A 25,726-nucleotide genomic window follows, 5' to 3' on the forward strand; every position below is an offset into this window, starting at 1 on the left:
GGGCGCTCTTCTCTGCCTCTTCCTTGGAGGGGCCAAACCCCACAAAGGTCTGAACGTGCCCGGCCTCGCCGTCGGCCGTCGATACGAGATTGATTTCCGAGATGTAGAAGGACGAACACTGGGCGGCCTGGGGCTCGGCGCGTGTCCCCTGGATCACCCCGAGAGCGACAATGGTCGTCATGAGGACGGCTCGCTTCATTTTCACCTCCGACAAAGCGAATCCATTGCGGCTATCCATCTGATCGCGACAACTTCATTCGGCGTGCGTTGCCCGCTGTGTGCCCCCCGAACATCGGACCTGGCTGTCCGATCGGGCAAGCCAACCAACGCCAATCGCCGCTCAGGGACTTGAGATAGATCAAGCTCGGCCCGACGAGGGGACGCAGGTTTCGATAGGGTCTGGTTGCCAAGGTGACAGATAATGAGTGACCGGATCTCCGCAGTCCTCTTTGCGTTGGCCTTTGCTTTGGAAATGGGTGGAGCGACCGGCGGCTTAAATTGAAATATTTGTTCATGGTCGTTTACCGCTGCGCGAGGCCGGCGGAGGAATCGATCACAAATTCCGGCCCGCGCTCGTCACGCGCCGTTGCGCGTGTACGCGCCATCGGCGGCTAAAATTCTATTCACAGTCCGGAGAGAGGTTTTCAACGGCTTTGCGAAACGCGGCCGGTTGCCGACATCAGCATCACGCCGATCGACGAAGCGTGATTGCGCCACCCCTGCGCGAGGGGAATGCCAACGCCTAACTGTCATTCATGTCAATGGACAGCACGCGCATCGTGCACGCCAGTAAACAAGAGGATACCATGACCAGCTTCAAAGTTTTGGGCGCAGCGCTCGTTTTTTCCGCGCTCCTTGCGACGCCCGCCTCGGCATGGGAACCCGCCGCGGCATTAGCCGCGGACCCGACCTTCTCCATCTATTCGGGCATGCGTGGCGACATCAATTCGGGCATGCATGCAGTACGGCCACATCGCGGAAATCATACCACCGGCGTCAAGCGCTTTCGATCGCGCTGATCGCCCGGATACCAAACCTGCACCAATCTTGTCCGCTATGCCCGACTGAGCAGACTTTAACGGGAGCCGCCGCCACTTGCGCTCCTTTCAGATCATTCCAATTAGGATGAAAAGAGCGACCTCTGTCAGGAAAGTGGCACTCATAATGGCGACCGTAAGGAACGCGTCGCCCGCTGGTAGAGGGGTCATAGCATGCCTCGCGCGCTGCGACGACTGGAACCGGTTCTGGCTCTCTGCCCGCGCCAACACCCTTGCCTATCGCGCTCCGTTAATAAACACCACGCCGCACGGCGCGACGCGTATAGCGGTAATCGCGACGGTCGACACGACGCGCCGTCACGCGGGCGCGCCGGTACGTGACGGCCTGCGCTTGATCAACGCTTAACTCCACGCCGCGCGGTGTCACCTGCGGCGAGACCGGAATGATCGCCAACATCACTGCTGCAAACAGCAGTCCGACAATCGAGGAGACTCTCATTGCACCTACTCCCTATTGTCCACCATGGCCGTGTCACCAACAAAAGCTGTCTGGTCTGTGTGCCTATTTGTCTTGTCGGCCTGAGATCGCCCTATTCCGCCAGGATAGAGCGCGAGAGGCTCCAACTGAGGTCGCCTTAGGGCCTGTTCCGGCAGAGAGAACCAAGCCGCCTAAGAGTGCATCGTCTCTTTCTGCGGCTCCATATCGGAGCTTGCAGCATTGGGGCACGAAAAGGTCGCGCAGGATGTTCCTTTTTATACACCCCGGTTGATTTTCTTGCGGCCAGCCGCCGTTGCTGCGCGGCGAAATAACAGCCATCACGAGCAGGCGCGGCTTCCGGTTTGGGTCATGAGCGGCGGTTTGGAAGTCGGCCAGTCACTTCCGGTCTACCCCAATAAGCTGACGATTTCAGAGCCAAGCCGGACTTCGCGTGAGGACCAAAAGCCGAAGTGGATGTTTTGGGGCTGTTCGCTGCAAACGGACGTCGCTTGTCCGTGAATCCGTGAGGATACGATGGTTCGCGGCGACTCGAGAAATCAACTAACGCGAGTTGGCAACTACCGCACGGCCAACTTAGGTTTCTGCGCCTCTTCGATATGTCGCCGCTGATCGAGAAATGCCTGGCTGGACCGGGTCTTGTACAAGTCCAGATTCTCGGTCTCGTCGGGCAGCAGTGTGATCGCCTCATCGACATAGGTGAGCCGATGCGGATCCGACTTGACCTTGCGCGCCAGCCGGTGGAGGCGCAGCGCTAGCGATGCCCATTGCGCGGCCTTCACGACGGTCTCGGCGGCATAGCGCGGATAGAACGACCAGGCCGGCTCGACCGGCAGATGCGGACGCCGCTCGTCGCGGCTCTTGAGCCGCAGCACCCCCCCTTCGAGCGGATGGACCCGCTCGATGGGATGGTAGCCTTTGAAATAAAGCGCGTAGGTCCCGATCTTGCCGACATTGTTGCCCATGGCCGCGGCACGCCGCATCAGGGTCTCGATGTGCTCCCAGCTGTAATAGGTGTTCCAGGCGAGCTCACAGGCCCGCTCCCAGTCCGCCTTGGACATGGCGGGGTGGTCGACCGTGACGTGGTCCAGGTCGTATTTGTTGAGGTCCGTATCCATCGCGACGCCCTTCATATAGAGCGTCTTGTGATCCTCCGAGCCCGGCAGTGGTGTCAGGAAGAAGAACTCCAGCATGTCGATCGGCAGCTCATGCTTGACGATCTCGATGTCGCGAACGATCGATTCCGGTGTGTCGTTGGGAAAGCCCAGAATGTAGCCGCCGACGGTCATGATCCTGGCCTTCTTCCAGGCCAGCATCATCTCGCGATAGTCGGTGATCTTGTTCTGCCGCTTCTTGGCGCCGAGCAGACTGTCCGGGTTGATGTTTTCGAGGCCGATAAAGCATCGCCGGACGCCGGCCTTGGCGCATTTCTCGATGAAGTTCGGTAGCTTGTGGCAAAGCGTGTCGACCTGGATCGTGAAGCGAAGGTCCCAGCCCTCCTTCTCGCGCAGCGCGATGATGCGGTCGAGCAGGCTTTCCCAATCCTTGTTGCGCGCAAAATTGTCGTCGGTGAGGAAGAAGGCGAAGACGCCCTGGGCGACGTTGGCGCGGATCACGGCCTCGATGTCGTCGGCGCTGCGGCGTCGCGACTTGCGGCCCTGCACGTTGATGATGGTGCAGAACGAGCACTGGAACGGGCAGCCACGCCCGGCGTCGAAGCTCGTGGTGTGGCCGATAACCCGCCGGATCTGCTGGCGGGGAATGATCGGCAATGGCTGGCTCTCCAGGTGCGGCAGATCGTCGATGTAGTTGTAGAGAGGCTGCAATCGCCCGGCGGCCGCGTCCTGCAACAGCTCCTCCAGCCGTCCCTCGGCCTCGCCTGCGAAGACCGACACACCGAGGTCCATCATCTCCTGAACGCCGGGATCGCGCTCCGGCAGCATCGAGAGGGTGCCGGACACATGGAAGCCGCCGATCGCAACGTGGATTCCGAGCTTGCGAAACCGTCTCGCCAGATCAAGCGATCGGGGAAACTGATTGGACTGGACTCCGACCAGCATCACCATACCGGAATCCGCGGCCTTGATTGCGCGCGCCAGATCCGCGACACGCACCTTCCAGTTGGTCTCATCGATGGCGTCGATCTCGATGTCGAAATCGGGCCCGAGAACCTGGCGTTCACGACAATCGAGCGCGATGCCGTAAAGGCAGGCCAATGAGTTCGAAGGCAGGCCGCCGCGCCACCATCGAATGACGTAGCCATCGTCGTCGTAATGTGACGGCTTGATCAGAACAAGCCGGAAACTCCTGCTCTTGCTCATAAGCAAGGGGTAGCTCGATGTCGGTCATAGGCCAACTGCTTTCCGCGAGGTCCTCGCAAAAAACGACGAACTGTGGCACGAACAACATCCTATCCGAGTACCTCGGCTAACCGCACACGGCGCAATCGCATGTTCGGCACAAATTGGGGTGCGCAGTCGCCAGCTAGTCATGCGCCAGACGTCCGTTCCGGGTCAAACTCGACAAAACTCAGAGTGAGCATAATGCGTCCGCTTTCGGGCACATCGCGGCCATCCCGTCGGCTGGCGCCCATTGAGCCTGACTGCCGAGCCATGATTCAAATCCCCTAACGAAGGGGGCCGAATCATGCGCTACGAACTCTCCGACGAGGAATGGACTGCCATCAGGCCGATGCTGCCCAACAAGCCGCGCGGCGTACCGCGGGTGAATGACCGTCGCGTCCTCAATGGCATCTTCTGGGTGCTACGATCCGGGGCGCCATGGCGCGATCTACCAGACGCCTTCGGCCCGTATACCACTTGCTACAATCGCTTCGTTCGTTGGCGACGAGCAGGTGTGTGGGCGGCGATTATGAAGGCCTTGGCAGCCGCTCACGATGCCGCTGTGCAAATGATCGACACGTCGATTGTCCGCGTGCATCAACATGGAGCCTGCATCGACCGGAATAAAAGACAATGCATGGGGCGATCACGGGGCGGGTTGACCAGTAAGATTCATGCGGTCGTGGATACAAACGGCCTACCGGTCCGAGTTGCGCTGACGCCTGGGGAAGCCCACGACAATCGGCTTGCTGGAAAACTCTTGTCTCGCATGAAGCCTGGATCGATGCTGCTGGCGGACCGTGGCTACGACGCCGATTGGATTAGAGAACTTGCGATCAAGAAAGGAGCATGGGCCAACATCCCGCCGAAAAGCAATCGCAGCGAACCGATCTGCTTCAGTCCCTACCTGTATCGCGCTCGCAATCGAGTTGAGCGGTTCTTCAACAGGATCAAGCAATGTCGTCGGGTAGCGACGCGCTACGACAAACTTGCCGCCAATTACCTTGCCTTCGTGCAACTCGCGTCAATCAGGCTATGGCTCGGCGCTAATGAGTCCACGTCCTAGCGAGGACCCGAGCTCCGAAGTATCGCTTCGGCTGCTCACGTCTCAATCGGCTTCGGAGCTGATGTCGCGATTGGACTGCACCCCACGCCTGGGTACGCTCATTGTTACGCGCGAAGCACTCGATCGAACCCGCACGATTCATCCTCCGTTGCAGGCGAACTCGAGAGGCGCGCCCTGCGCAACTCGTCGGTGTCTTTGATCGCATCGCGTATCGGTGGCATGATGATGCGCGCTGAAGCCCGTGGAAGCCGAAATTGTAAGCCAAGGTTGTCGTTGCAATGCGGACCAGGCTCCAACTTCGCGACGTGACCAAGCCCCTGGGCCAAGCGGCGGTGGGCGCGTTGACGATCGGAATACTGCGTGCCGCTCGCCATTTCGATCCAACCAAGACCGCCAACTTATTCGCTCGGATCACTCGCTCAATCGGGCCCATGATGCGGGAGCAAAAGATCGGTCGAGCCAATCTAACCGCCGCATTTCCGGAAAAATCGCCTGCAGAGATCGAGACCATTCTCGCAGGCGTCTGGGACAATCTCGGTCGAGTCGGCGCCGAATTCGCGCATCTTGATCACATCTGGAACTATGATCCCGCACGGCCCAAAGCTAGCTGCATCGAAATCGACAGGCGCTCATATGAATTGTTTACGCAGCTGCGGCTCGACGGCAAACCGGCGCTGATCTTTGCGAGTCATCTCGCTAACTGGGAACTTCCGGCCCTGGCAGCCGTCGCGCACGGGTCGGATACTGCGATCCTGTATCGCCGACCCAACATCGCGTCCGCCGACCGCATCATCCAGGATATGCGCGCCGTGAAAATGGGCACGCTCATTCCCGCGGGTCGTGATGCGCCCCTAAGACTTGCCGAGGCCCTTAAAAGTGGCCAGCACGTTGGAATGCTGGTCGACCAGTATCTGACCAACGGCGTCGAGGTTACTTTCTTCGGCCGCAAGACCAGGGCCAATCCGATGCTTGCGCGACTGCTGCGGCAGATTGAGTGCCCGATTCATGGTGTGCGCGTCATCCGTCTGCCCGGACAGCGCTTTCGTGGCGAACTGTCTGAAGAAGTGAAGCCGGTCCGCGATGCCGCCGGACAAATTGACATTCAGGGAACGATGCAGGCGGTCACATCGGTCATCGAGGGCTGGATCCGCGAATATCCCGATCAGTGGCTGTGGCTACACCGTCGCTGGAGGTAGCACTTGACTGACTGCGGTAGCCCTTAGTGGAGGTACATGGTCCAGCTCGGCAATGCGGCGGTCAATCTCGCCGATCACGCGTTCCGAGAACGGCCCGAGGTGCATGTACAACGCCATCAGCATCACGATGTACCGTAGCGCGCCCGGATTGGTCTCCGCGACTTCGACGAAGGTCTTCCAGAACGGCTCGCGAACCTTCGGCAGGGCCCGCATGATCTTGTGTACGCTGTCGATGCCGCCAAGCCTCTTGCGCACGTCGCCATCCGGCAGGTCGCGGCGTCGGTCGGACCGGTCGAGCATGGCGGCGAGACGCGACAGCCGTCCTGCATATGCTGCCGGACTGTAGACGTGCCCGAGCACAGCCTTGTAATCGGCAAGGATGTCACGAAGCGGACGCTTAGTATCGAAATTGCATCCGAGCGTGCACTGATCGCCCGTCTGCTCGACATTCATGAGGTCATGGCCCTGGTGCAAGCGGCCTTCCGCGGCCAACCGCCGTGTAAGCTGTGTCCCAGGCAGCGCATAAAGCAGTCCAACGATGGAGACTGGAATGCTCGCCTCCTCGATGAGGTCGGCCATCGCCTGTCCTATCGAGGCCTTTTCGCTATCGAACCCGACGATGAAGCCAGCGGTGACGAACATGCCGTAGCCGTAAATCTTGTGAATGCACTCGGCGATGTTGCGCCTGGTGTTCTGCTTCTTCTTCATCTGCACGAGCGTCTCGGGATCCGGGCTCTCGATGCCGACGAAGATCGCGAAGAAGTTCGCATCCTTCATTGCCTGCAACAACTCGCTGTCGTCCGCGATGTTGATCGAGGCTTCGGTTGAGAACTCGAATGGATAGTCGTGCTCCTCCAGCCAGGCTTTGAGCCGCGGCATCAGGGTGCGGAGGTTCTTCTTGTTGCCGATGAAATTGTCGTCGACGAAATCGACATGCCCGCGATAACCGTGATCGTAGAGCGCCTGCAACTCTGCGAGAATCTGATCGTTGGTCTTGGTACGCGGCACGCGACCATATAGCTCGATAATATCGCAGAACTCGCAAGTGAACGGGCAGCCACGCGAATACTGCAAGCCGATGTATAGATAGTGATCGAAGTTGAGCAGATCGTAGCGAGGCATGGGGCTCAGCGTGACATCTATCGTGAATTTCTCGGCGATGAACACGCCCTTGCGTTCGCCGCTTTCCCAGGCGGCGATGAACTGCTCGATGACCTGCTCGGCCTCGCCGATCACCTGGAAGTCCGCGTCCGCGTAAAGATGCGGGCTGGAGGAGACGTCCGGCCCACCAACACATACCGGCTTGCCGCGCAGGTGGGCGAGATCGATCAGATAGATGGCATCAGGCTGCTGGTTGAGCATACCGCCGATCATCACAAGATCGGCCCAGTCGAGGTCCGCATCTGTCAACGCCTCGGTATTGCGGTTGACGAGCCGGATGTCCCAATGCTTCGGCAACATAGCGGCGACGGTGATCAGGCCGAGTGGCGCCGTTGGATACTTCGCGCCGACGAGTTCGCAGGCCTCCGCATAGTTCCAAAACGAATTCGGAACGAACTTCGGATAGATCATCAGGACGCGGCAGGGGATTGTCATGCTGTTCCAGCCCGGGCGTTGATGGCACAATGCCCCGCTGTTGATCGGGGCTCAAGGGGTCGCTTCGCTCGTCGATAAGGCGTTTGAGTGCTGGTTATGGAGGTGAGCACTGCGGTTCAGCTCGCGCACCTCGGCAGTAGTGCATTGCGAATCAATCAGGTCGGACGCGAACATCGCGGACCGTAAGGCTAGTATTAGTATCAGCAGATACGCGTTCTAATTGGATTTTTTTGGGGCACGCTTTTTCGGTCCAGTTCCGGCACCGTCCCCACGGCAGGGCCAAGCATCCCTGAATGCTTCGATCGCGACGGTGATCCCCGGTTCATTCACTCGATCCGGATTGTTATCAAGATACTGCAGAAAAACCTTCGCACTTTGCAAAGGGCTGCCTTGCGCGGGGGGGCATGCACGCACGTCAGCGGGCAGATTTGGTGAAAAGAGCATCGCGGTCTCGATCATTCCCTCACATGCGCCTGCGGACCGAGCTTCGTCCTGATTGCGAAGCGAGTTCTTGACAAGCAGCTCGCAAGACTTTTGCGCGTCGGTTCCCTTATCGACAACCGTGGCACTGGCCTTCCCGATGATCGCTAAGATAAGGCCGGCAACAATCATATGGACCCGCATCCACGTCCCCCGAATACCGGCGCGATAGCTTGCAGGCATTGAGTATGCCGCAATAGAGCGGCCGCCCGCGCCGTTCCAGGCGGCTCAGACGGCTTAGCTCAAAAAAAGCGTCTGATCCACCGCGCTCGAATAGGAGCGAAGTGAACTCACCTCTTCCATTTCCACAAAGCTAAAAGAGCCCTTGTCGACTTGACAACACGCAGCTTTACGCGCCGTGACCGCCGCAAAGGTCGGCTACACCGCGATCATGATCGCGAATCAACATCGGCGGCGACAAGCGTGCTGATGGTACAGATCTCGATCCGGCGCGGAGAGCATCTATTATCCTGCCGTGTACGCGACGTGCACTGGTCGATTGATGTCGATGCTCGGCCTCGACGCAGAACCATTGCCTAAGCGGTGATCTTCGTCTGCGACGACAAGTTCTGCGAACCTTCCTCAACTACGCCAAGGAGGACTTCACCCTCAGAACGGTTTCCAACAAGAGCTTAGCCACGACCAAGCGGAGGTGGAGCTGCCTTGCAGCGCAGCGCCACGGACGTTCCATGATCTCCCGGCCTATTCATCAACTAGGCGAGGCAGCGCACGAAGGTTGGTCGTATCGAACCGCATCCTCAAAGAACAAGCTCGCTTGAATTTCTTGAAGACCTCACACCCATCCAGACGCAAGGAAGAGTGGATGAACTCAATCCGAGGATTTTAGCCTCGACCTGGTTCAAGCTGCACCGTTTTTCGTCCCCCGTTCAGCTCTCTGAGTTTGTTGACGTATTCCTCAGGCTTTAGCAGATGAAACGGAGCGTTGAGGCCCATGAACGTCGCTATGCGGCCGATAAAGGCAGTACAGTTTGTCGTTGCTGCATTCCAGAGCGGCGAAGACTCCTGCTGGCGCTTGATATAAGCAAAGACCTTCTTGGCGTCTGCCTCAGACAAATAGACACGATAGCTGGCCGTCAGATATTGCTCGTCAAGATCACCGTAGGTCGCACCCGTCTCAGAAGGGACAAACATAATGTGTCCCAGGATATAGGGCACCTCGTCGCCGGCCGGAGCCAGACCAGCGACCTCGACCTGCTTTTCGCCCGTCTTTCCGTACCAGACGAATGCATGACCGTACGTTGCCGCCGTGCGGGCACGAAAATCAACGTAGTAGGGACCCGTGGCGGCAGCTCTTCGAGCTGGCTTTACATCGGATATCGCCGGCGTAGCAGCAGCCATGGTCGCTGCATGCTTCATCGCCGAACTGGGGAGAGCGTCCCGTTGCTGCTGGTCGGTACGCGCCACGAGTGGTTGCGCGCTACTGATCCCGGCCCCCAAGCCTACAAAGGCCGCCAGCATGGCGGCCTTTGCAAGAAGCCCCAGACCCGGATATTTCCGAATCACTCCCGCCATCTTCGAATCCTCTTGGATCCAAGATCCGATGCCACAGGTAATCTACTACCCCAAACGAACGCCGCTGGCGTACGAATGAATAGTCAGATCAACCCTTGGTCACCAACGGAGCCGGGGCAGCGACCGGGTATTTGCCCACGGGGCTCTTACCCACGGGATATTTGCCGATCGGAGCTTTGCCAACCGGCGCCGCGACGGCAACCGGCTGAGGCCGTGGCAGGTCCGCAGCAGCTGCGGTTCCCACGAAAGCCAAAGAAGCGATTCCAAGGACAACGAATTTCAACATCGGTTCTCACCATTGTTCGGAACGATTGGATTCACCTGACACGCATAGGAATAACCCGACACTCGCCACGGCACCAACGAATAGACCGGGGAGTCCGCGGTTCCGACCGCTTTTTCTGCCGCATGTTGCGGAAATGGCACGCAAATTGAGGCATCTGGTTCCAAATCAGTCTCGTGGGTACCACAGGTCGAGACGTGCCGGGACCTACCTCAGAGTATCCACGGGAAGACCCGACCGGTCCGCGCCATATAATCGCGATAGCTGTCGCCAAACGTCTGCAACATCATTCGCTCTTCCCTTGCGACGCGGCCAAAGAACAAGATCCCGAAGCCGGCAAGGCCCGCGAAACCGGCGATCCAATTCGGCAGCAGCAATGCCTGGGCGATGGCCCACAGCCAAAATGCCGAATACATCGGGTGTCGAACTCTCCGGTAAATCCCTTCCGTCACAAGCTCATGGTTCTCCCGCACGTCGAGACTTATCGACCAATTCCGGCCGAGTGCACGGTGTGTCAGGTGAAACACGCCCAAAGCCGCAATCGCAAAGAAAGACCCCAGCCAAGCCAACCAGGGATAAAAACTGTGATCTGCGAAACGAGGCATTCCTGTCGCTACGTAGGCGAGCGGCACAAGTCCGAGTCCCGAAAGAGATATGAGCAGGAGCGCAGTTTCCAGGGGGCCGCGAGCGCTCCGCACAACCCTCGCACGGCGGGAACGCCGCGCGTACTTATAGCGTATGAGGTACCAGCCGATCACCAACGCAACGAAGATGACTTTTGAAATGGTGGGCGTCATTTGAATCAGGCTGCCGCGCCCGGATTTCCCAGCAGTTCGCTTTCCGACACCGGCGCGCCCGCAACAAGGCCTCCGTCGTCAGCGATCATCGACACAGCGCCATCCGGGGCGAGCGTCTGGGATTTGGCTGAAATAGGTCCGCATGTGAGCATGAAGTAGTCGTACGATGTTCGCCTGTCATTTCCACTGACGAACTGGCAGTGCACGCGGAAGAAATTGAAGCGGATGCGTTGATACATGTCGTCGTTAAGCATTCGACTAATCTTCACGACCCTGACGGCCGCCTCGTTTTCTGTCGACAAGCCCATTTCGGCCATCGGCCGGCATTTGTAAAAATTCAACGCGTCCGTGAGGGCCTGATAGTCGCCCCAGAAGATCGCGCGGGAATCGGCGACGCGTTCCACCGCCCTGCGAAAGCGCACTGCCTTTGGGTGCAGGCCGATCTTGAGTATGGATGATCCAACGCTCAAGAATGTGACGGGAATCTTTTTCCGACCGAGCGCAGGGTCCCGCTTCAAGGCGCGATCAAGTAGATCAACCGCTAGTACGGCGCCAAGGCTGTGCCCTACGACCACAATTTCGTCTGCGGCAGAGTTGCTCGCCGCAACCACGAGCTCGGCGGCCAACCTGTCCAGCCTCTGCTCTATCTCCGAATTACCGAATCGAATGTACTCGCAAGAGAAAATCCAATCGTCGAACAAGTCGCCCAGGTGCAGCCAGCGCCACGGACCCGCCAACACGGCTGCGAGCCCGAAGAGGCCGCCACCGGTAGCAATGGGAATTGATCCAGTGATCTTGAATGCAGCCACGCCAATCAAAAAGGCGGCAGCGATGAGCAATCCGAACGTAACGAATGGATAGAGAAAGAAAAGTGCGTAGCGCCAATTGGTCTGCAAGTAACGCCAAAGAGTGCCGGTCAGAACGAAATCCAGAAACGCAAGAATGCCGACGGAAATGCGTGAGCCGATGCTTCGCCCCCCGAACACTTCAATTACATCGTGCCATCGGACCAGACGGTAATCGGTTTCGACGAGCCAATCGGGGCCGATTGTCGTCACGTTCCATTGTATCTGGTCGGCGGAATCATGCGAACCGTCGACGGTCGCTTTCACTGACCAAGTACGTTGGAACCTCGCAATTTCGCGCACAAAGCGTCGTTGCGCGCTGGCATGCGACGTGATTGGATCATAGCCGCCGATATGGAATACCAACCGTTTCGCTACAGGCTTGCCGGACATTGCCTTATTCCCGGACTCATACGTGCTGCTCGCTCCCCACGCGTCAATCGACCTGCAATCAAAAACAGACGTTTGAAGCCAAGGGTTGTCAAGAGAGAATCGACCAGTTATTGGGGAACATGGGTCGATTTGTTCTACCATGCGTAAGCCGAACCGCTCGAACAATAGCGTCGATCGGTGCTGCTGTGATTGTCGGTTTGTCCAGCACAGCGCCCTCTCAAGCGCAGGACGGGGCATCATCTGGCGAGAGATGCCTTGCTGCAAATTTGGATGTTTCGCTGGGCGCACAATTGCCCCGCACGGCGGCGCGTTTGAGATCTGGTGAGCCGCTAAAGATTGTCGCGATCGGATCATCGTCGACGGTGGGGCTCTGGGTACTTCGGTCCGCGGCCACATATCCGCAGGTGATGCGCCGAGAACTCTCGAGGCTTAGATCCAATGCAACGATCGAGGTCATCAACAGCGGTCGAGTCGGCGATACGATTCCGAACAACATCGCGCGGTTCGAGCGTGACGTTTTCGCGCACACGCCTGATCTCGTTATCTGGCAATTAGGTACTAATGACGTCGCCTGGGGTGGCCGGCCGGACCAAGGGCTCAAAAGAAGCGTTGTTGAAGGGGTAAGGGCACTTAAGGCGGGGTCTGCCGATGTCGTGCTGATGGATCTGCAATATGCGCCACAGGTGCTCGCTTCCGCTAGCTACTCAACGATGGAGGGCATCATCGCCGATGCCGCGAAGCAGGAACGGGTCGGCCTATTCTCTCGTTTTGCGCTGATGCGTAACTCGATCAATGCCGGAGTTGCGCAAAGCGAGCTTGTAACGTGGGACGGATTGCACAACACCGCCGATGGTTATGATTGCATTGGACGAGCCCTTGCCCGAGCCATCTCAACGAGCGCGCGTTGAGAGGCCCTAGCTCAGGCGAATCGAAGGCTGCGGGCTCGCAAGAGTTTGGGCACCGGCCGTGACAGCGATGCCGAGCGTGCAGATGCCCACCAACGCGAACAAAGACCAATTATCGTCGACAATCACCGCATCTCTCGCAGCGGTGACAGCAATTCGCGCCGACGCTGTCAGGAGGTGCGCTCATGCACCATTATGCCAGCCAACTTGTTGACCTGTTACTGGTGCTTGTCGCCGCGTGGATGGTGCCGGCCACCATCTTTATTATCTACGCCTATTTCGCTCGTCTTAAGAATCCGGTCAGCGAATCGATCTTTGGACGTGTGGTGATCATATCCTTGTTCATCATAACCACGTCGATCTGGCTCCCGATAATTCTGACCGCCATAGTCCTATCACTGATCGGTCATTTGTGGTTCCGCTTCAGGGGACAACTACGCAAATAGCTACATATTGCTAGAGCCGAAAAAGATGGAGTCGAATTAGAGCGGCCCCTCAGAAAACTAAAAAAGGGAAGCGAAGCAATGCCCGCATTTCTCCCTGCTCTGACGATAGCTGCTGTCAATTTTATAACAATCGCCACGGCTGCAGAATGGCGACCGCAGTTTCTCTCAGCGTGCCGAAACGGTTGCGCGCAGCAAGGCGGTTTTTCGACGGACGCTTGCTTGCAGATTTGCATCTGCATGGCGTCAGAGTTGGAAGCGAAGTTTAGTATCGAGACTCTCGGCTCCATTGATCCCCCGAGTGCTGAGCAACTACACCAAACTAACGAAATCAGAATGCTTTGCGTCCGGCGAGTACTAGGACGTTAGAGCTGTTGCCATTGGCACGGTGGTCATCAGCTTGACCCTGACGTAGCTCTCCGTCTTTCCATAGCCGCAAACTTGGCTGCCCCGGCCGTTCGAGGACAATATCGCGCCGACGGCGCATCCGAGTTCTCCCTTGCGAGACCATCTCAGCCCTGAGCTCGAAAATGGCCTTTGCGCCTGGTGGATGCGATCGCAAACGGACATGGCGATCCTTCCATTCTCGACCCCGATCGACTGCCTTGGATGCCGAACGAAAGAGGATATCCCAAGAGCTGCAGAACGAACCGCGGTGGAAATAGCCGGCCGCCCAAATGCCTTACTCGGCGAAGCCGCCTACCTACGTTCCCCCAGACGGCATTTCGAGTTTACGGTTTCCCTGGCCTAGCTCCTGCGGGGGGCACTCTCTCCCTTCGTGAGAAAGGCTGATCGGGAACAGTTCAATAAGATCAATGCATCGCGGCGGTGCATGGCAAAACAGATTTTTTCCGGCCGCCGCGAGATAGGAAACAGGTGGTGATGCGCGGGATGACGAAGGGAGGATCGAGCAGCGGATTATTTAGTCGCCGGGATCCCTAACGCTCGCGACACGCCTTAGTGGGATTATTTCGCACATTGACCGAGGCGACACCGCGAGAGTTGAAATAAAAAGTGAATAGAAGAGCGGGGATATTCCTCAAAGCTGACTTGATCTCTCCCTTCGCTGGCTTTGCGCAACTAATTGATGAGTAAGTAGTGATGACTGATCAGCAATTAGCCTTGGAAGCGATTAGCGACGCGCAACTTATATTGGAAGAATTCCTTCGGCCCCATCCCAAGGATCATGCGCGTATCCTTGAAGAGTTGGTGGAAGTTCTCGAGCGGCCTGCTTTGATCGTTGCTGTAAGTCGATTGCAGCAACACGGCAATTGAGCGCGCCCATGAGCAAACCGCTTCAAGCGTTTTCTTTAACCGTCGGCATTGTTGCGCTCTCATCGCTCGAAATGACCAGCCTGCATGCCAAGCAACAATGCAGCGCCGCAATGCCGCCAAATCCGCAAGGGCAATGGTGGTCCTACCGTATCATCGACGGACGAAAATGCTGGTACGCGGGCAAACCCATGCTGTCGAAAGCATTGCTGGAATGGCCTACAGAGCAGCGTCCCCAACCCGGTTCTCGCGGAGAAGCTACAGGTATCCTCATTGCTAACAAGCCCGGCAATCCTTTGGATGCACAAGCGTTGGCACTGAAAGAGGGCGCTGACACGTTTGAAGAACGATGGCGTGCTAGGATCTCCATCTCCAACACTGGACACGACTGAACAATACTAATGACTTAGCGATCCTGCATCTCGCCTATCGTTGGCGAGGACTTTCGCGCCTGTTCCAGGCCGTGTGCTTCGTTACTCCAGCAATTCCGCGCACTGCGTTCCTCTAGAACAACGCGCCTCCGCAACTCGTGCGCAGCAGCCGTCAAACGAGTCCCTGCAATCAACCGATTGCCGAAGGGCTATTCAACACGCTGGCCCACACGCCAGCCCATTTCCCAGAAGTCCGCCTCAAGCCGAGTGGCTTCCTTGAAGATGGCAATCAGTTCTGCCTCGCGAGCCGGCGTGGCGTAGAGATCGGCGAGATGCTCCAAATGCGCACGCGCATTCGCCGCGACCTCCTGGTATGGCACGCCAGCGTACTCGTCGATCCAAATCCGATAGGAGTTCGTCCTAGCGTCCGCATCGGGTCGCGAGGCGAGCCGCGTTGCGATCTCCGCGTACCCGATCACGCAGGGGGCAAGTGCCACCTTGAGTGCCAGCAGATCGCCGCGCATTCCGGCATCGAGCACGTAGCGTGTGTAGGCCAGCATCTCGACCGCCGGAGGAGTTTGTTCAAGGTCACTCGGGGATAGCCCCCAACCGGCACACAGCTTCACATGAAGGCTCATTTCGACATCAAGGATGGCCGACAGGCCGGCCGCAGCTTCACGCATGTCGGCAAGCTTGGGCGACTTGTAGACCGAGAGTGCATAGGCGCGCGCAAACTCGATGAGGAACAGATAGTCCTGAGCAAGGTAGTGACGAAATGCGGCTTCAGGGAGCGAGCCATCTGCCAATCCGTTTGTGAAGGGATGCTCGGTGTAGGCCCGCCACTCAGCAGATGCTTCTGTCTTTAGACGCTCGAAGAAACTCACGATCCATTCCCGCCTGGCTTGCTTTCCTATGAACTTTTTACTCACGACCTATCAACGCGAACCAAGACGCTGACTTGGCAGACCGCAGCGACTAGCGGGTAGGATGCGAATGGAATTCGCTTGCCGTCGGTCGCCGGGAATGACTGGCGTTATCACACTATCACCAACAGAACGAAATGCGCGGGAAAATCAACGGAGGCGGCCATTGTCCCGCCGCTCATGGCGATCTAGTTGCAGATTCGAGTCTTGCCGGGCCCACCAATCACGTCAGTATCTTACTTGATCTTCGTTTCCCTCAGCGCGACTACCGTACCAGATACGTGCACTTTTCGTTCAAGTTCGCACATCGCAAATCAGCTTGATGGCGCTAGACCGACTTGGATGATGGCGAATGTAGTCGTCGCCCACTCATCGGTTAGAGATGCTCCGACAGAGCCGCCGATTAAGAGACGGATGATTTGCTAGGAAAATCTACGCCTATTCCGATGCTGCCATGGCGTCACTCCTTCAAGCCGCTGGAGGCCACGCCACGTACGAAATTTCGACGCATCAGCGAGAAGAACAGTGCGCTCGGAACCAGCGCCAGCGCCGCGGCCGCGCTGAGGCGACCGATGTCCACGGTGAAGCCGGTCTGAAACAAGGCGAGCCCAACCTCGAGCGTATAGGTTTCCTTGTTGGTCATGACGACGAGCGGCCACGCGAAGGCAGTCCAGGCCTGAAAGAACGCCAGCACGGCAAGAGCGCCCAACGGGCCGCGCATCAGCGGCAGCACGATCCGCAGGAAGATCCAGAGCTCCCCCGCGCCATCCACCCGGGCAGCCTCCAGCAGCTCGTCAGGGATCGACGTCATCACATATTGCCGCACCAGGAAGATGCCGAAACTCATGATGAGATAGCCGACCAGGAGCCCGGGCCAGGTGTTCAACAGGCCGGCGGACTGGACGTTGAGATAGAGCGGGATCATGTAGACTTCGAAGGGAACGACCGCCGTCGCGATGATCACGCCGAAGATGACCGGGATCCCCGGTAGATCGAACTTGCCGAGCACATAACCTGCGATCGCCGATGTGGAGACGATGCTCGCGGTCGAGAGTGTCGCGAAGATCAGCGAGTTGCCGATCCAGCGAAACAGCGGCGTTTCGCGCAGGACGCTGACGATGTTCTCCAGCGTCGGCTGGTGCGGGATGACGGTCGGCGGCCACGCCAGCAGCTCCGGCGGCGTCTTGAACGCGTTGCTGATCAGGAAGACCAGCGGCAGGAGCATCATCAGGCTGACGACGCCAAGAACGGCGTCGATCACGAGGCCGACGGCACCGTTCTGACCAACGACGGACGGATGCTCGCGTTCGTGCTCGCTCATGCGCGACTCCTGTCGCGGAACAGCCTGAACTGCGCGCTGGTCAAAATGAGGACGATGACGAGCAGTACGACGGCTTCGGCAGCAGCGTAGCCGACCCGGTAGTTACGAAAGCTGTTTTCAAGCATGTCGAGGACGAGGACTCGGACGAGACGCCCCGGCGCACCCTGGACATCCGATGCCAGCACGAAGGCCTGCGCATAGATGTTGTAGGACGAGATCAGCGTGATGACCGACACGTACAGCATGACAGGCTTTAGCAGCGGCACGGCGATGTGACGGAAGGCCTGAAACGACGAGGCGCCGTCGAGGCGCGCGGCCTCGTAGAGCGCCTCCGGGACGTTCTTCAGTCCGACCAGGAAGATCAAGACGGCATAGCCGATCGCCTGCCAGGAGCAGAGAACGATCAGGCACACCAGCGACAGGACAGGGTCGAACAGCCACGACTGGGCCGGAATCCCGACAAGGCCGATCAGGGCGTTGAGCGGTCCGAGCCGGGCGTCGAAAATCCATTTCCAGGCCATCGCGGCCGGAACCAGCGAGACGACGTGCGGCAGGAAGACCGAGGCCTCATAGACGCCGCTGCGCCGCAGCCCCTGCCGGGTGTTGATCAAGGCGGCGAGCGCAAGCGCGACGGGGATGGTGATCGCTACGACGCTAAAGGCGATGATGGTGGTGTTGAAGATCGCTTCGAGAAACAGCGGGTCGCTCGCCAGCTCGACGAAGTTGGCGAAACCGACGAACGGCTTGCGCCGCGAGATGATATTCCACTGGAAGAGGCTGAGCCGCAGCGTCTCGATGATCGGATAGACGCGGATACAGCCATAGAGGCCTAGGACCGGAAGCAACGCCAGAACTGGAAACAGCCATTTCGGCGTGGTGCGCATATATCCTCCGGCAAGCGCCGGTCAGCCGCCGGCGCCTGGATTGAGTGGGTCCTTGTCGATGGAGTCTAGGGTTTGGCCAGCAGGTCTTCCCGGGCCAGGATCTTGTCGCTCTCCTCAGCCGCGGCCTTCAGGAAAGCATCGATCGCGGCGTCGTTGCCGGCCAGCGATTTGTCGGTGAACGCCTTCTCCAGCCGCGCCGCGAGCCGGGTGAGGATTTCGCTGGCAGGGCTGATCGCCGGGACCGTGAAGAAGACGTGGCCGGGCGGCGTGTTGACGAAGGCGTCGAGCTGCGGGATTTTCTTGAGCACGGCGGAGTAGTCGAGGCCTTTGCGGTTCGGGACCCAGGCCGTGTTCTCGAGCAGCCAGAGCAGATTTTCCGGCTCGTTGGCCTTTTGCACGAAATCCCAGGCGATCTGGCTCTTGGGTCCCTTGTTCGGCACGTAGAGATCGACCGGGACCATCAGCGTGCCCTTGGGCAGTGGAGCCGTGGCGTATTTGAGATTGGGCGCCTTCTTGGCGACGTCGCCGATCACCCAGGATTCCCGGATGAACATCGCGGTCTGGCCGAGCTCGAAGGCCTCCGCATCCGCCTTCATCTCGGGCGTCACGGTACGGTAGACCACGACGTTGTCGAGATACTGCTTGAGTGCGGCGCGGCCGGCTGCGTTCGCATAGGCGGCGCGCCATTTTCCGCCCTTCTCCTCGAGCAGCGTCCCGCCGTGATTATAGAGAATGGTCCAGTACTTCTCCGCGATGCCCGAGCCGCCGCCGCTGAGACGCAAGCTCCATCCGCTCACCGTCGGCACGCCGGAGGCATCGCGCTGCGCGAGCTTCTGCGCATAAGCGGTGTAGTCGGCCATGGTCTTGGGCGGACCGTCGAGGCCGGCCCTGGCGAACATCTCGGTGTTGTAGAACAGCGCGCCCTGCCCCTGGAATAACGGCACACCGAAGATCTTGCCCTCGTACATGGCGGTCTTCACGCGCGTCATGTCGTAATTGGCTTTGACGAAATCGACGATCGACGCCGGCGGCTCCGGGATGAGGCCGGCCTCGAGATACCGTGCCGCCTCGACCTCCATCTCGATGACGTCCCCGGCCGCGCCCGATGGAAGCGACAGTGCCAGCCGCTTCTCGTGCTCGCGTAGCGCAATGGACTCAACGCTGATTTCGAGATCCGGGTATTTGCTCTTCAGCTGGTCGCCGACGCGCTTGTAGAACGGAGCCAGATCAGGCCACCCGCTCCAGATGGTCAGCTTCTCCGCCGAAGCAGGAGACGCAAACGCCGGCACGGCGACAGCGAGCGCCAGCGACAGCGCGGCCGACATCCATGACCGACGCCCCGAATTCGCCGGGCGAATGTTGTCCTCGGGACGCGTGATGTAGCCGAACCTGCCGACGGGTCTCATCATGAGGGTCATTCTCGCAATACGGAATGGGACAAATCCTGCGAAAAAGCTCGCATGCAACCGGTTGCGTGTCAATTGCGATCCGTTGCCGCTTTCGAAGGCCCTTGATGAAATCGTCAGCGGCCTCGCCGCTTCAAAGGGGCCGGACCGGTCGAGGCGCGAATGACGAGATGGGAATTCAGCTTGTGGCGAATCTCGCCCGACACGCCGCCATTCATCTGGCTGAGCAACAGGCCGACCGCGACATCGCCGGCGGGGGGGGGGGGCGCCCGCCCCCCGGGCGGGGGGGGGGGGGGGGTGGGGGGGGGGGCCCTCCCCCCCCCCCCCCCCCCCCCCCCCCGGGCCCCCCCCCCCCCCCCCCCCCCCCCGCGCGGGGGGGGGCGCCGCCCCCCCCCACGGTGGTGAGCGGCGGATAGGTTGTTTCGCCGAGGACGTCGTCACAGCCGACGACACTGAACGATTTGGGCACCTCGACACCGAGCGCAGCTAACCCTGCCATCAGGCCTTGAGCGACAAGGTCGTCGAACGCGATCGCCGCGGTGACGCCGCTGGCGACGATCTGGGTGGCCGCCAGCCGGCCGGTGTCGTAGGAGGGTGGACGCGCGGGCACGGCGATCACCTTGAGCCCGCGCTTCTCCGCCTCGCGCCGGACGGCATTGCGCCGTTGCTGGTTCGACCACGACGTCGTGGGGCCGCTGACATAGGCGATGTGCCGGTGCCCCAGCTCGGCCAGATGTGCGATCGCAGCCGCCACACCCGGCGCGGTGTCGATCAGGACCCGCGTAATGCCTTCGATATCGCGATTGATGAGCACCAGCGGCCGGCGCGTCGCATGACGGCGGATATGCTCCTCGTCCAGGCGCGACGAGGCGAGGACCAGCCCCTCCACCTGGCCGATGAAGCGGCCGACCAGCAACTCCTCACGCACGGGATCCTCGTCCGAATTGCCGAGGAAGACGCACAGCCCGGCCTGGTCGGCGCGCAGTTGCGCCGCCCTGATCAGCGGTGGAAAGAACGGGTTCGCGACATCCGAGACGATGAGCGCGACGTTGCCGTGGCGTCCGGTCGAAAGCGCACGCGCGACCTGGTTCGGCACATAACCGAGCTTGCCCGCGACTTCCTTGACGCGCCGGACGGTCTCCTCGGTCAGCATCTCCGGCCGCGAGAAGGCGCGCGATACGGTGGCACGCGAAACCCCGGAGGCCTTCGCGACCTGACTGATCGTCGGCACGACCGATGGACGTCCCTCCCCGCCGCTATCGGAATCGCGTTTCACCGCAGGCCGCCTCCTCTGCATCGCCTTCACCTAGACATGCCCCGGCCGGGCCCGGGGCGCAAGCTTGACATGCAACCGGTTGCATCACATTCTCTCCGCTCGAGGGTAAAGTGCAGGCCCGGCAGACCATGGATGAGCATGACGGCTTCGGTGACTCCCTCAATCGCGACGTTTAAGACGCGGGATGCGATGGGCCGGGCGGCCGCCGCGGACGTCGCTGCGGCGCTCCGCGACCACCTCGGACGGCAGAGCAACGTGCGGATGATCTTCGCGGCGGCACCGAGCCAGGCGGAGATGCTGGATGCCCTTGCTCGCGAGCGCGATATCGACTGGCGGCGCGTCACAGCCTTCCACATGGACGAATATCTCGGACTTCCCGCGGATGCGCCGGAGCGCTTCGGGGCTTGGCTGACGCGTCACTTGTTCTCGCGCATCGCTTTCGGCGCGGTTCACCTGATCGGGCAGGAGCCGGATCCGGAGCGGGAAGCAGCACGCTATGCGGCCCTTCTCGGCGAAGCCCCGATCGACATCATCTGCCTGGGAATCGGCGTGAACGGTCACCTCGCCTTCAATGACCCGCCGGTCGCCGATCTGCACGACACCAAGTCGGTCAAGATCGTCGAGCTCGACGCAGTGTGCCGGCAGCAGCAGGTTGACGATGAGTGCTTCCCGACGCTCGGAGATGTTCCGGCACATGCAATCACGCTGACGATTCCCCGGCTCCTGGATGCCGACCGGCTGTTTTGCGTCGTGCCCGGCGCGTCCAAACGCGCCGCCGTCGAACGATCGCTATATGGTCCGATCGGGACCGAGTGCCCGGCGAGCGCGCTCCGCACGCACCCACGTTGCGCGCTGTATCTCGACCAGGATTCCACGCCGCCGCAGCTCTCACTGACACCGGTACGCGCATGACAGATCCGGCAACGCGCGTTTCGGGCCGCGATCCGGAGACCGGACAGAATCGCACCATCGTCATTCAGGACGGCCGGATCACGGACATCGTTCCCGGCGGTGACGATGACGGGCTGTGGCTGTCGCTCGGCCTGTTCGATCTGCAATTGAACGGCTTTGCAGGCTACGATCTCAATGGCCGCCCTGATCTCCGGACGGTCCGCGATCTCGTCACGGCCGTCCACAACAGCGGGGTGTCGCGTTTTGCCCCTACGCTCATCACGGCATCGCATAATGCGATCATCGATGCATTGCGCGCCATAGCGCAGGCGCGTGATAGCGATCCGTTTCTCAAGCACGCAATGCCCTTCGTGCATGTTGAAGGCCCGCACATCGCGCCAGAAGATGGTCCGCGCGGTGCGCATCCGGCCGAACATGTCAGGCCGCCGAGCCTCGGCGAGTTCGATGCGTGGCAGGCGGCCTGCGGAAACCTCGTCGGCCTCGTGACGTTGTCGCCGCATTGGCCGGAAACGGACGCCTATGTGCGCGGCCTTCATGCGCGCGGCGTCCGTGTTGCCCTCGGCCATACAAACGCCGCACCGGATCAGATCTCCGCCGCCGTCGCGGCGGGCGCAATGTTGTCGACGCATCTTGGCAATGGCATCGCCGCCACGCTGCCACGACATCCCAACCCGATCTGGTCGCAACTGGCGGAGGACAGGCTATGGGCGAGCTTCATCGCCGATGGCCATCACCTTCCCCCCGAGACCTTCAAGTCCATGCTGCGCGCAAAGGGGCTGGAGCGAGCGATCCTGGTGTCCGATGCCGCCGCGCTCGCGGGTTGCACACCCGGAGTCTACGACGCGCCGATCGGCGGCAAGGTCGAGTTGAAGGCGAACGGCCGGCTGGAAGTCGTCGGCACATCATTTCTGGCGGGCGCAGCCGTCAGCCTCGTGTTCGGAATAGCCACGGCAAGACGCATGGCCGGATTGACCCTGGCAGAGGCGCTGAGGCTCGCAACTGTCAATCCGCGTATCCCGTTCAACCTTCCTGCGCTGACGGTGGGAGCGCCGGCCGATCTGCTGCGCTTCCGTCTCGGCGAGGATGAATCTCTCGTGCCCGAGACGGTCTATGTCGCGGGCCGACCCTATCGTTGCAACTCTTGAGGACTGAGACATGAACCGGCTTCGCATCGGGTTGATCGGTCCGGGAGCGATCGGCGAAACACACGCGCGGGCAATACGGGCGCTCGACGAGACCGTCTTGTCCGCGATCGCCGGCGGCACGCCTGAGCAGATTGCTGCGTGCATGAATGGCGAGGACGTTCCGGCATTCGCGACCACCGAGGCGATGCTGGCGAATGCCGGGATCGACGCGGTCGTGGTCTGCACCCCGAGCGGCGCGCATCATGACGTCGCGCTTGCTGCGATCGAGGCGGGGCGGCACGTGCTGGTCGAGAAGCCGCTCTGCGTCGATCCGGCCGAGGCTGCGTCCCTGGTCCGCGCCGCCGAGCGCTCGCAACTGACGTGCGGTGTGGTTTCGCAGCGCCGTCTCGAACCGCAGCACCAGGCGATCAAGGCTCTGCTCGACGCGGGTCATCTTGGACAGCCGCGCCTGATCGAGGCGGCGATCCATTGGTACCGCTCCGACGCCTACTATGCGGAGAAGCCGTGGCGCAGCGAAGCGGAGCATGGCGGCGGCTCGGTGTTCAATCAGGGTGTTCACAATCTCGACCTGATGCTCTGGCTGTTCGGAGCCGTCGATAGCGTTCAAGGCAAGACGACGACGCTCGGACACGCACACGCCGTCGAGGACACGACGGCGGCGCTGCTGTCTTTCGCATCCGGCGCGCTCGGCGTGATCGTGACGAGTACGGCGCTGCCTCCGGGACGGCCGGCCATGCTTCGATTGTTCACGGACCGCGGCAGTTGCGAGCTCGCAAACGACAGCATCGTGCGCTGGGATTTTCCCGGCATTGCGGAGCCGCCAAGTGCGGCCGGGGTTGGCAGTGCCGCCAGCGATCCCAAGGCCATCGGGATCGGCGGACATATCGCCCAATGGCGCGACTTCGTTCGCGCCGTCCGGGAGCAACGGCCGCCTGCGAGCACGTTCAGGGATGGATTCGAAGCTGCGAGACTGGTTGACGCCATCTATCGCTCAGCTGCCGAAGGTCGCGCCGTCAGCCCCAATGAGATCGCAGCGGAGGCCATTCATGCCAGCTAGCTCCGAGATGCTCGACATCGCCATCATCGGCGCAGCCCACCCGCATGTCGAATACGTGCTGTCAGAGATCGCTGTCAGAACCGACGTCAGGGTCGTGGCCGTCGCCGATCATGACCCAGCGCGGCGCACCGAGCTCGAACGACGTACGAAGACGCCCGGCTACGCCGACCCGAATGCGCTTCTGGATGCGCATCGGGTTCGGGCCGCAGCAGTCTTCACCGAATTCGGTCTTCGCGCTCCAATCGTCGTCGAACTTTTACGCCGCGGCATCTTCGCGATCGCCGACAAGCCCATGGCTGTGACCCTGGCCCAGCTTGCGCTTATCGAGGAGACGCTCGCCGGGCGCAATTTGCTCACTCTTCTGCTCGAGAAGCGGTTTTATCCGGTCACGCTCGCACTCCGATCCGTGATCGACAGCGGCCAACTTGGGGACATTGTATCCATCACTGCAACCGGGCCGCACAAGCTGGTCCCAAGCCGACGTCCAGCGTGGATGTTCGAACCATCAACTTATGGCGGCATCCTCGCTGACCTCACGGTCCACGATATTGATCTGGCCCTTTGGTTGACGGGATACACCAGCGGCACGATCAGCGGCTGGATTTCGTCGACCCCGGCTGCCGGCACGACGAACTTTCCCGCGCTGGGGCGTGCTATTCTCGCCTGCGATGGCGGACCGGAATTCGCGATCGAAGTTGACTGGATCCAGCCCGAAGCATCGCCACGGCACGGCGACTACGCCATGCGGATCTCCGGGACAAAGGGTCGTGCTGACGTTCTGTTCGCGGAAAATCGACTGCTCGTCGAGACGGCGACGAGACCCCGGCGCGAAATCGACCTGCCCGTGGGCGCCTCGCCCGCCAGCTTCGTCTTTGATCATCTCGCCCGCGGCGAGACCTTGCAGATTGCGGCAAACGAGGCCCTGCGCGCCACGCGTATCGCAATACTTGCTCAGGAGAGCGCGGCCAACGGCGGAAAACCCATGCGATGGGGTTAACCAATGGCGAGCTGCTGCTCGCAGTGTTCGATGAGACTGGCGAGACCTTATTCCCGGAGCTGATGGCCGAGCTCGACGAAATCAAGCAGACGACCGTGTGCGGCTTGGTCTTTCGACGCGACCATTCGCACCGGAGGTCACCTACCCTGCTGCCCTGGATCACAGCCAAGCAGGATCTTCGCTACCTGCGCGGGGTCGTGAAAAAGATCGTCCGTGCAGTCGATCTCCGTGAAGAGCTGTCCTTTACATCATTCCGCCACGGCGGCTTTTACCGAGGGAGCCGACAGCGATCTGACGGACGCTGAACTCAAGCCGCCGGCCGCCATCGCCCGTCGCGGCAGTTGCCGACCTAGGCAAAGCGCACACGGAAACAGCTAATTTCCGGCACGAAGAAACGGCGAGAAGAAAGAACAAAGACAGCCGGTTTGTCGGAATAGCCACGGCGCGTCTGTCGGAATGACGATCGTAACAAACCCCTAAGCTATTGAAAAGCTTGGTGGGCGCACCAGGGCTCGAACCTGGGACCCGCTGATTAAGAGTCGGCCGCGGTTTCAATGACTTGCCGGTCGCATCCCAAGCTTATGCGGCTGAAAATGGGCGTCCGTCGGACGATCATAATCCGTCATTGCGCTGCCGGTCAGCCAGGTGTGCCGAGCTCGACGTTGTATCGTCGAATTCGGGAGATCAACGTCGTGCTTTCGAGTCTCGGGCCGCTGGAAGGAAATGCCCGGATGCTCCTGGAGCGGGTCTGCCCAAGTCCGGACCTTGACAGCACCGCTGTCGCTCCAG

Annotated in this window: 26 protein-coding genes; 12 read left to right on the forward strand and 14 right to left on the reverse strand. The window is 60.3% G+C overall.

From position 1 onward, the window contains the following. On the reverse strand, positions 1–199 hold a 199-nt coding region (locus AC0L3X_RS27495), incomplete at its 3' end, for a hypothetical protein (protein ID WP_473317009.1). Positions 200–806: 607 nt separating this feature from the next. Here AC0L3X_RS27495 and AC0L3X_RS27500 point away from each other — a divergent pair. Beyond that, entirely contained in the window at positions 807–1,019 is a 213-nt protein-coding gene (locus tag AC0L3X_RS27500; RefSeq protein WP_144030618.1) for a hypothetical protein, read from the forward strand. Positions 1,020–1,287: 268 nt separating this feature from the next. Here AC0L3X_RS27500 and AC0L3X_RS27505 read toward each other — a convergent pair whose 3' ends face one another. Together AC0L3X_RS27505 and AC0L3X_RS27510 are read right to left on the reverse strand one after the other, a co-directional pair. Beyond that, the gene (locus AC0L3X_RS27505) at positions 1,288–1,497 is read right to left on the reverse strand and encodes a hypothetical protein (protein WP_135216245.1); all 210 of its coding nucleotides are present in this window, start codon (positions 1,495–1,497) and stop codon (positions 1,288–1,290) included. Between the two features lie 557 nt (positions 1,498–2,054). Continuing rightward, a complete protein-coding gene (locus AC0L3X_RS27510; protein WP_063981802.1) occupies positions 2,055–3,815 on the reverse strand; it encodes a B12-binding domain-containing radical SAM protein in 1,761 nt (586 codons plus the stop codon). Between the two features lie 325 nt (positions 3,816–4,140). Between AC0L3X_RS27510 and AC0L3X_RS27515 the strand changes: the two genes are divergently transcribed. After that, entirely contained in the window at positions 4,141–4,902 is a 762-nt protein-coding gene (locus AC0L3X_RS27515; protein WP_063981801.1) for an IS5 family transposase, read from the forward strand. A 278-nt stretch (positions 4,903–5,180) separates the two neighbouring features. Continuing rightward, the gene (locus tag AC0L3X_RS27520) at positions 5,181–6,098 is read left to right on the forward strand and encodes a lipid A biosynthesis lauroyl acyltransferase (RefSeq protein WP_063981800.1); all 918 of its coding nucleotides are present in this window, start codon (positions 5,181–5,183) and stop codon (positions 6,096–6,098) included. Here the strand turns inward: AC0L3X_RS27520 and AC0L3X_RS27525 are convergent. The 6 genes from AC0L3X_RS27525 to AC0L3X_RS27550 form a co-directional block, all read right to left on the reverse strand. Next, positions 6,078–7,694, reverse strand: coding sequence for a B12-binding domain-containing radical SAM protein (locus AC0L3X_RS27525; RefSeq protein ID WP_063981799.1), 1,617 nt, complete (start codon positions 7,692–7,694; stop codon positions 6,078–6,080). The genes AC0L3X_RS27520 and AC0L3X_RS27525 overlap by 21 nt on opposite strands. A gap of 216 nt (positions 7,695–7,910) precedes the next feature. Then, on the reverse strand, positions 7,911–8,306 hold the full coding sequence (locus AC0L3X_RS27530) for a Rap1a/Tai family immunity protein (RefSeq protein ID WP_144030620.1): 396 nt from the start codon (positions 8,304–8,306) through the stop codon (positions 7,911–7,913). Between the two features lie 711 nt (positions 8,307–9,017). Then, positions 9,018–9,707 carry a hypothetical protein gene (locus AC0L3X_RS27535; RefSeq protein WP_063981798.1) on the reverse strand — a complete coding sequence of 230 codons (690 nt, stop codon included), beginning with the start codon at positions 9,705–9,707 and terminating at the stop codon, positions 9,018–9,020. Between the two features lie 88 nt (positions 9,708–9,795). After that, positions 9,796–9,993 (reverse strand): hypothetical protein, encoded by a 198-nt coding sequence (locus AC0L3X_RS27540; protein WP_071911340.1) that lies wholly within the window; start codon positions 9,991–9,993, stop codon positions 9,796–9,798. Positions 9,994–10,202: 209 nt separating this feature from the next. Further along, positions 10,203–10,787: a protein-S-isoprenylcysteine O-methyltransferase gene (locus tag AC0L3X_RS27545; protein WP_063981797.1), complete on the reverse strand. Its 585-nt coding sequence runs from the start codon at positions 10,785–10,787 to the stop codon at positions 10,203–10,205. Positions 10,788–10,792: 5 nt separating this feature from the next. After that, entirely contained in the window at positions 10,793–12,025 is a 1,233-nt protein-coding gene (locus AC0L3X_RS27550; protein WP_187387973.1) for a hypothetical protein, read from the reverse strand. Positions 12,026–12,291: 266 nt separating this feature from the next. Here AC0L3X_RS27550 and AC0L3X_RS27555 point away from each other — a divergent pair, with 266 nt between their 5' ends. From AC0L3X_RS27555 to AC0L3X_RS27570, 4 genes are all read left to right on the forward strand, one after another. Beyond that, on the forward strand, positions 12,292–12,933 hold the full coding sequence (locus AC0L3X_RS27555) for an SGNH/GDSL hydrolase family protein (RefSeq protein WP_231142840.1): 642 nt from the start codon (positions 12,292–12,294) through the stop codon (positions 12,931–12,933). A 182-nt stretch (positions 12,934–13,115) separates the two neighbouring features. Next, entirely contained in the window at positions 13,116–13,376 is a 261-nt protein-coding gene (locus tag AC0L3X_RS27560) for a hypothetical protein (RefSeq protein WP_063981794.1), read from the forward strand. A 1,098-nt stretch (positions 13,377–14,474) separates the two neighbouring features. Then, a complete protein-coding gene (locus AC0L3X_RS27565) occupies positions 14,475–14,648 on the forward strand; it encodes a hypothetical protein (protein WP_166343440.1) in 174 nt (57 codons plus the stop codon). A gap of 8 nt (positions 14,649–14,656) precedes the next feature. Next, complete coding sequence (locus AC0L3X_RS27570) at positions 14,657–15,037, forward strand: hypothetical protein (RefSeq protein WP_231142841.1); 381 nt, start codon at positions 14,657–14,659, stop codon at positions 15,035–15,037. Between the two features lie 188 nt (positions 15,038–15,225). Here the strand turns inward: AC0L3X_RS27570 and tenA are convergent, their stop codons facing one another. From tenA to AC0L3X_RS27595, 5 genes are all read right to left on the reverse strand, one after another. After that, positions 15,226–15,900 (reverse strand): thiaminase II, encoded by a 675-nt coding sequence (tenA, locus tag AC0L3X_RS27575; RefSeq protein WP_063986180.1) that lies wholly within the window; start codon positions 15,898–15,900, stop codon positions 15,226–15,228. A gap of 499 nt (positions 15,901–16,399) precedes the next feature. Next, on the reverse strand, positions 16,400–17,260 hold the full coding sequence (locus AC0L3X_RS27580) for a carbohydrate ABC transporter permease (protein ID WP_063981793.1): 861 nt from the start codon (positions 17,258–17,260) through the stop codon (positions 16,400–16,402). Then, positions 17,257–18,144 (reverse strand): carbohydrate ABC transporter permease, encoded by an 888-nt coding sequence (locus AC0L3X_RS27585; RefSeq protein WP_063981792.1) that lies wholly within the window; start codon positions 18,142–18,144, stop codon positions 17,257–17,259. The genes AC0L3X_RS27580 and AC0L3X_RS27585 overlap by 4 nt, the downstream gene beginning before the upstream one ends. A gap of 65 nt (positions 18,145–18,209) precedes the next feature. After that, on the reverse strand, positions 18,210–19,553 hold the full coding sequence (locus AC0L3X_RS27590) for an ABC transporter substrate-binding protein (protein ID WP_063986179.1): 1,344 nt from the start codon (positions 19,551–19,553) through the stop codon (positions 18,210–18,212). 211 nt (positions 19,554–19,764) lie between these two features. Next, positions 19,765–20,826, reverse strand: a complete 1,062-nt coding sequence (locus AC0L3X_RS27595; protein ID WP_473317013.1) for a LacI family DNA-binding transcriptional regulator — start codon at positions 20,824–20,826, stop codon at positions 19,765–19,767. Positions 20,827–20,958: 132 nt separating this feature from the next. Between AC0L3X_RS27595 and AC0L3X_RS27600 the strand changes: the two genes are divergently transcribed. The 5 genes from AC0L3X_RS27600 to AC0L3X_RS27620 are packed head-to-tail and all read left to right on the forward strand — an operon-like array spanning position 20,959 to position 25,242. After that, positions 20,959–21,738, forward strand: coding sequence for a glucosamine-6-phosphate deaminase (locus tag AC0L3X_RS27600; RefSeq protein WP_231142847.1), 780 nt, complete (start codon positions 20,959–20,961; stop codon positions 21,736–21,738). Further along, positions 21,735–22,883, forward strand: coding sequence for an N-acetylglucosamine-6-phosphate deacetylase (locus AC0L3X_RS27605; protein ID WP_063981789.1), 1,149 nt, complete (start codon positions 21,735–21,737; stop codon positions 22,881–22,883). The genes AC0L3X_RS27600 and AC0L3X_RS27605 overlap by 4 nt, the downstream gene beginning before the upstream one ends. Before the next feature lie 10 nt (positions 22,884–22,893). Further along, a complete protein-coding gene (locus tag AC0L3X_RS27610; protein WP_063981788.1) occupies positions 22,894–23,940 on the forward strand; it encodes a Gfo/Idh/MocA family protein in 1,047 nt (348 codons plus the stop codon). Beyond that, positions 23,930–24,937, forward strand: coding sequence for a Gfo/Idh/MocA family protein (locus AC0L3X_RS27615; protein ID WP_354113660.1), 1,008 nt, complete (start codon positions 23,930–23,932; stop codon positions 24,935–24,937). The genes AC0L3X_RS27610 and AC0L3X_RS27615 overlap by 11 nt, the downstream gene beginning before the upstream one ends. Beyond that, positions 24,928–25,242, forward strand: a complete 315-nt coding sequence (locus AC0L3X_RS27620; RefSeq protein WP_063981786.1) for a hypothetical protein — start codon at positions 24,928–24,930, stop codon at positions 25,240–25,242. The genes AC0L3X_RS27615 and AC0L3X_RS27620 overlap by 10 nt, the downstream gene beginning before the upstream one ends. The last annotated feature ends 484 nt before the right edge of the window (positions 25,243–25,726 follow it).

It is taken from the genome of Bradyrhizobium sp. MI1.7 (genome assembly GCF_055811795.1).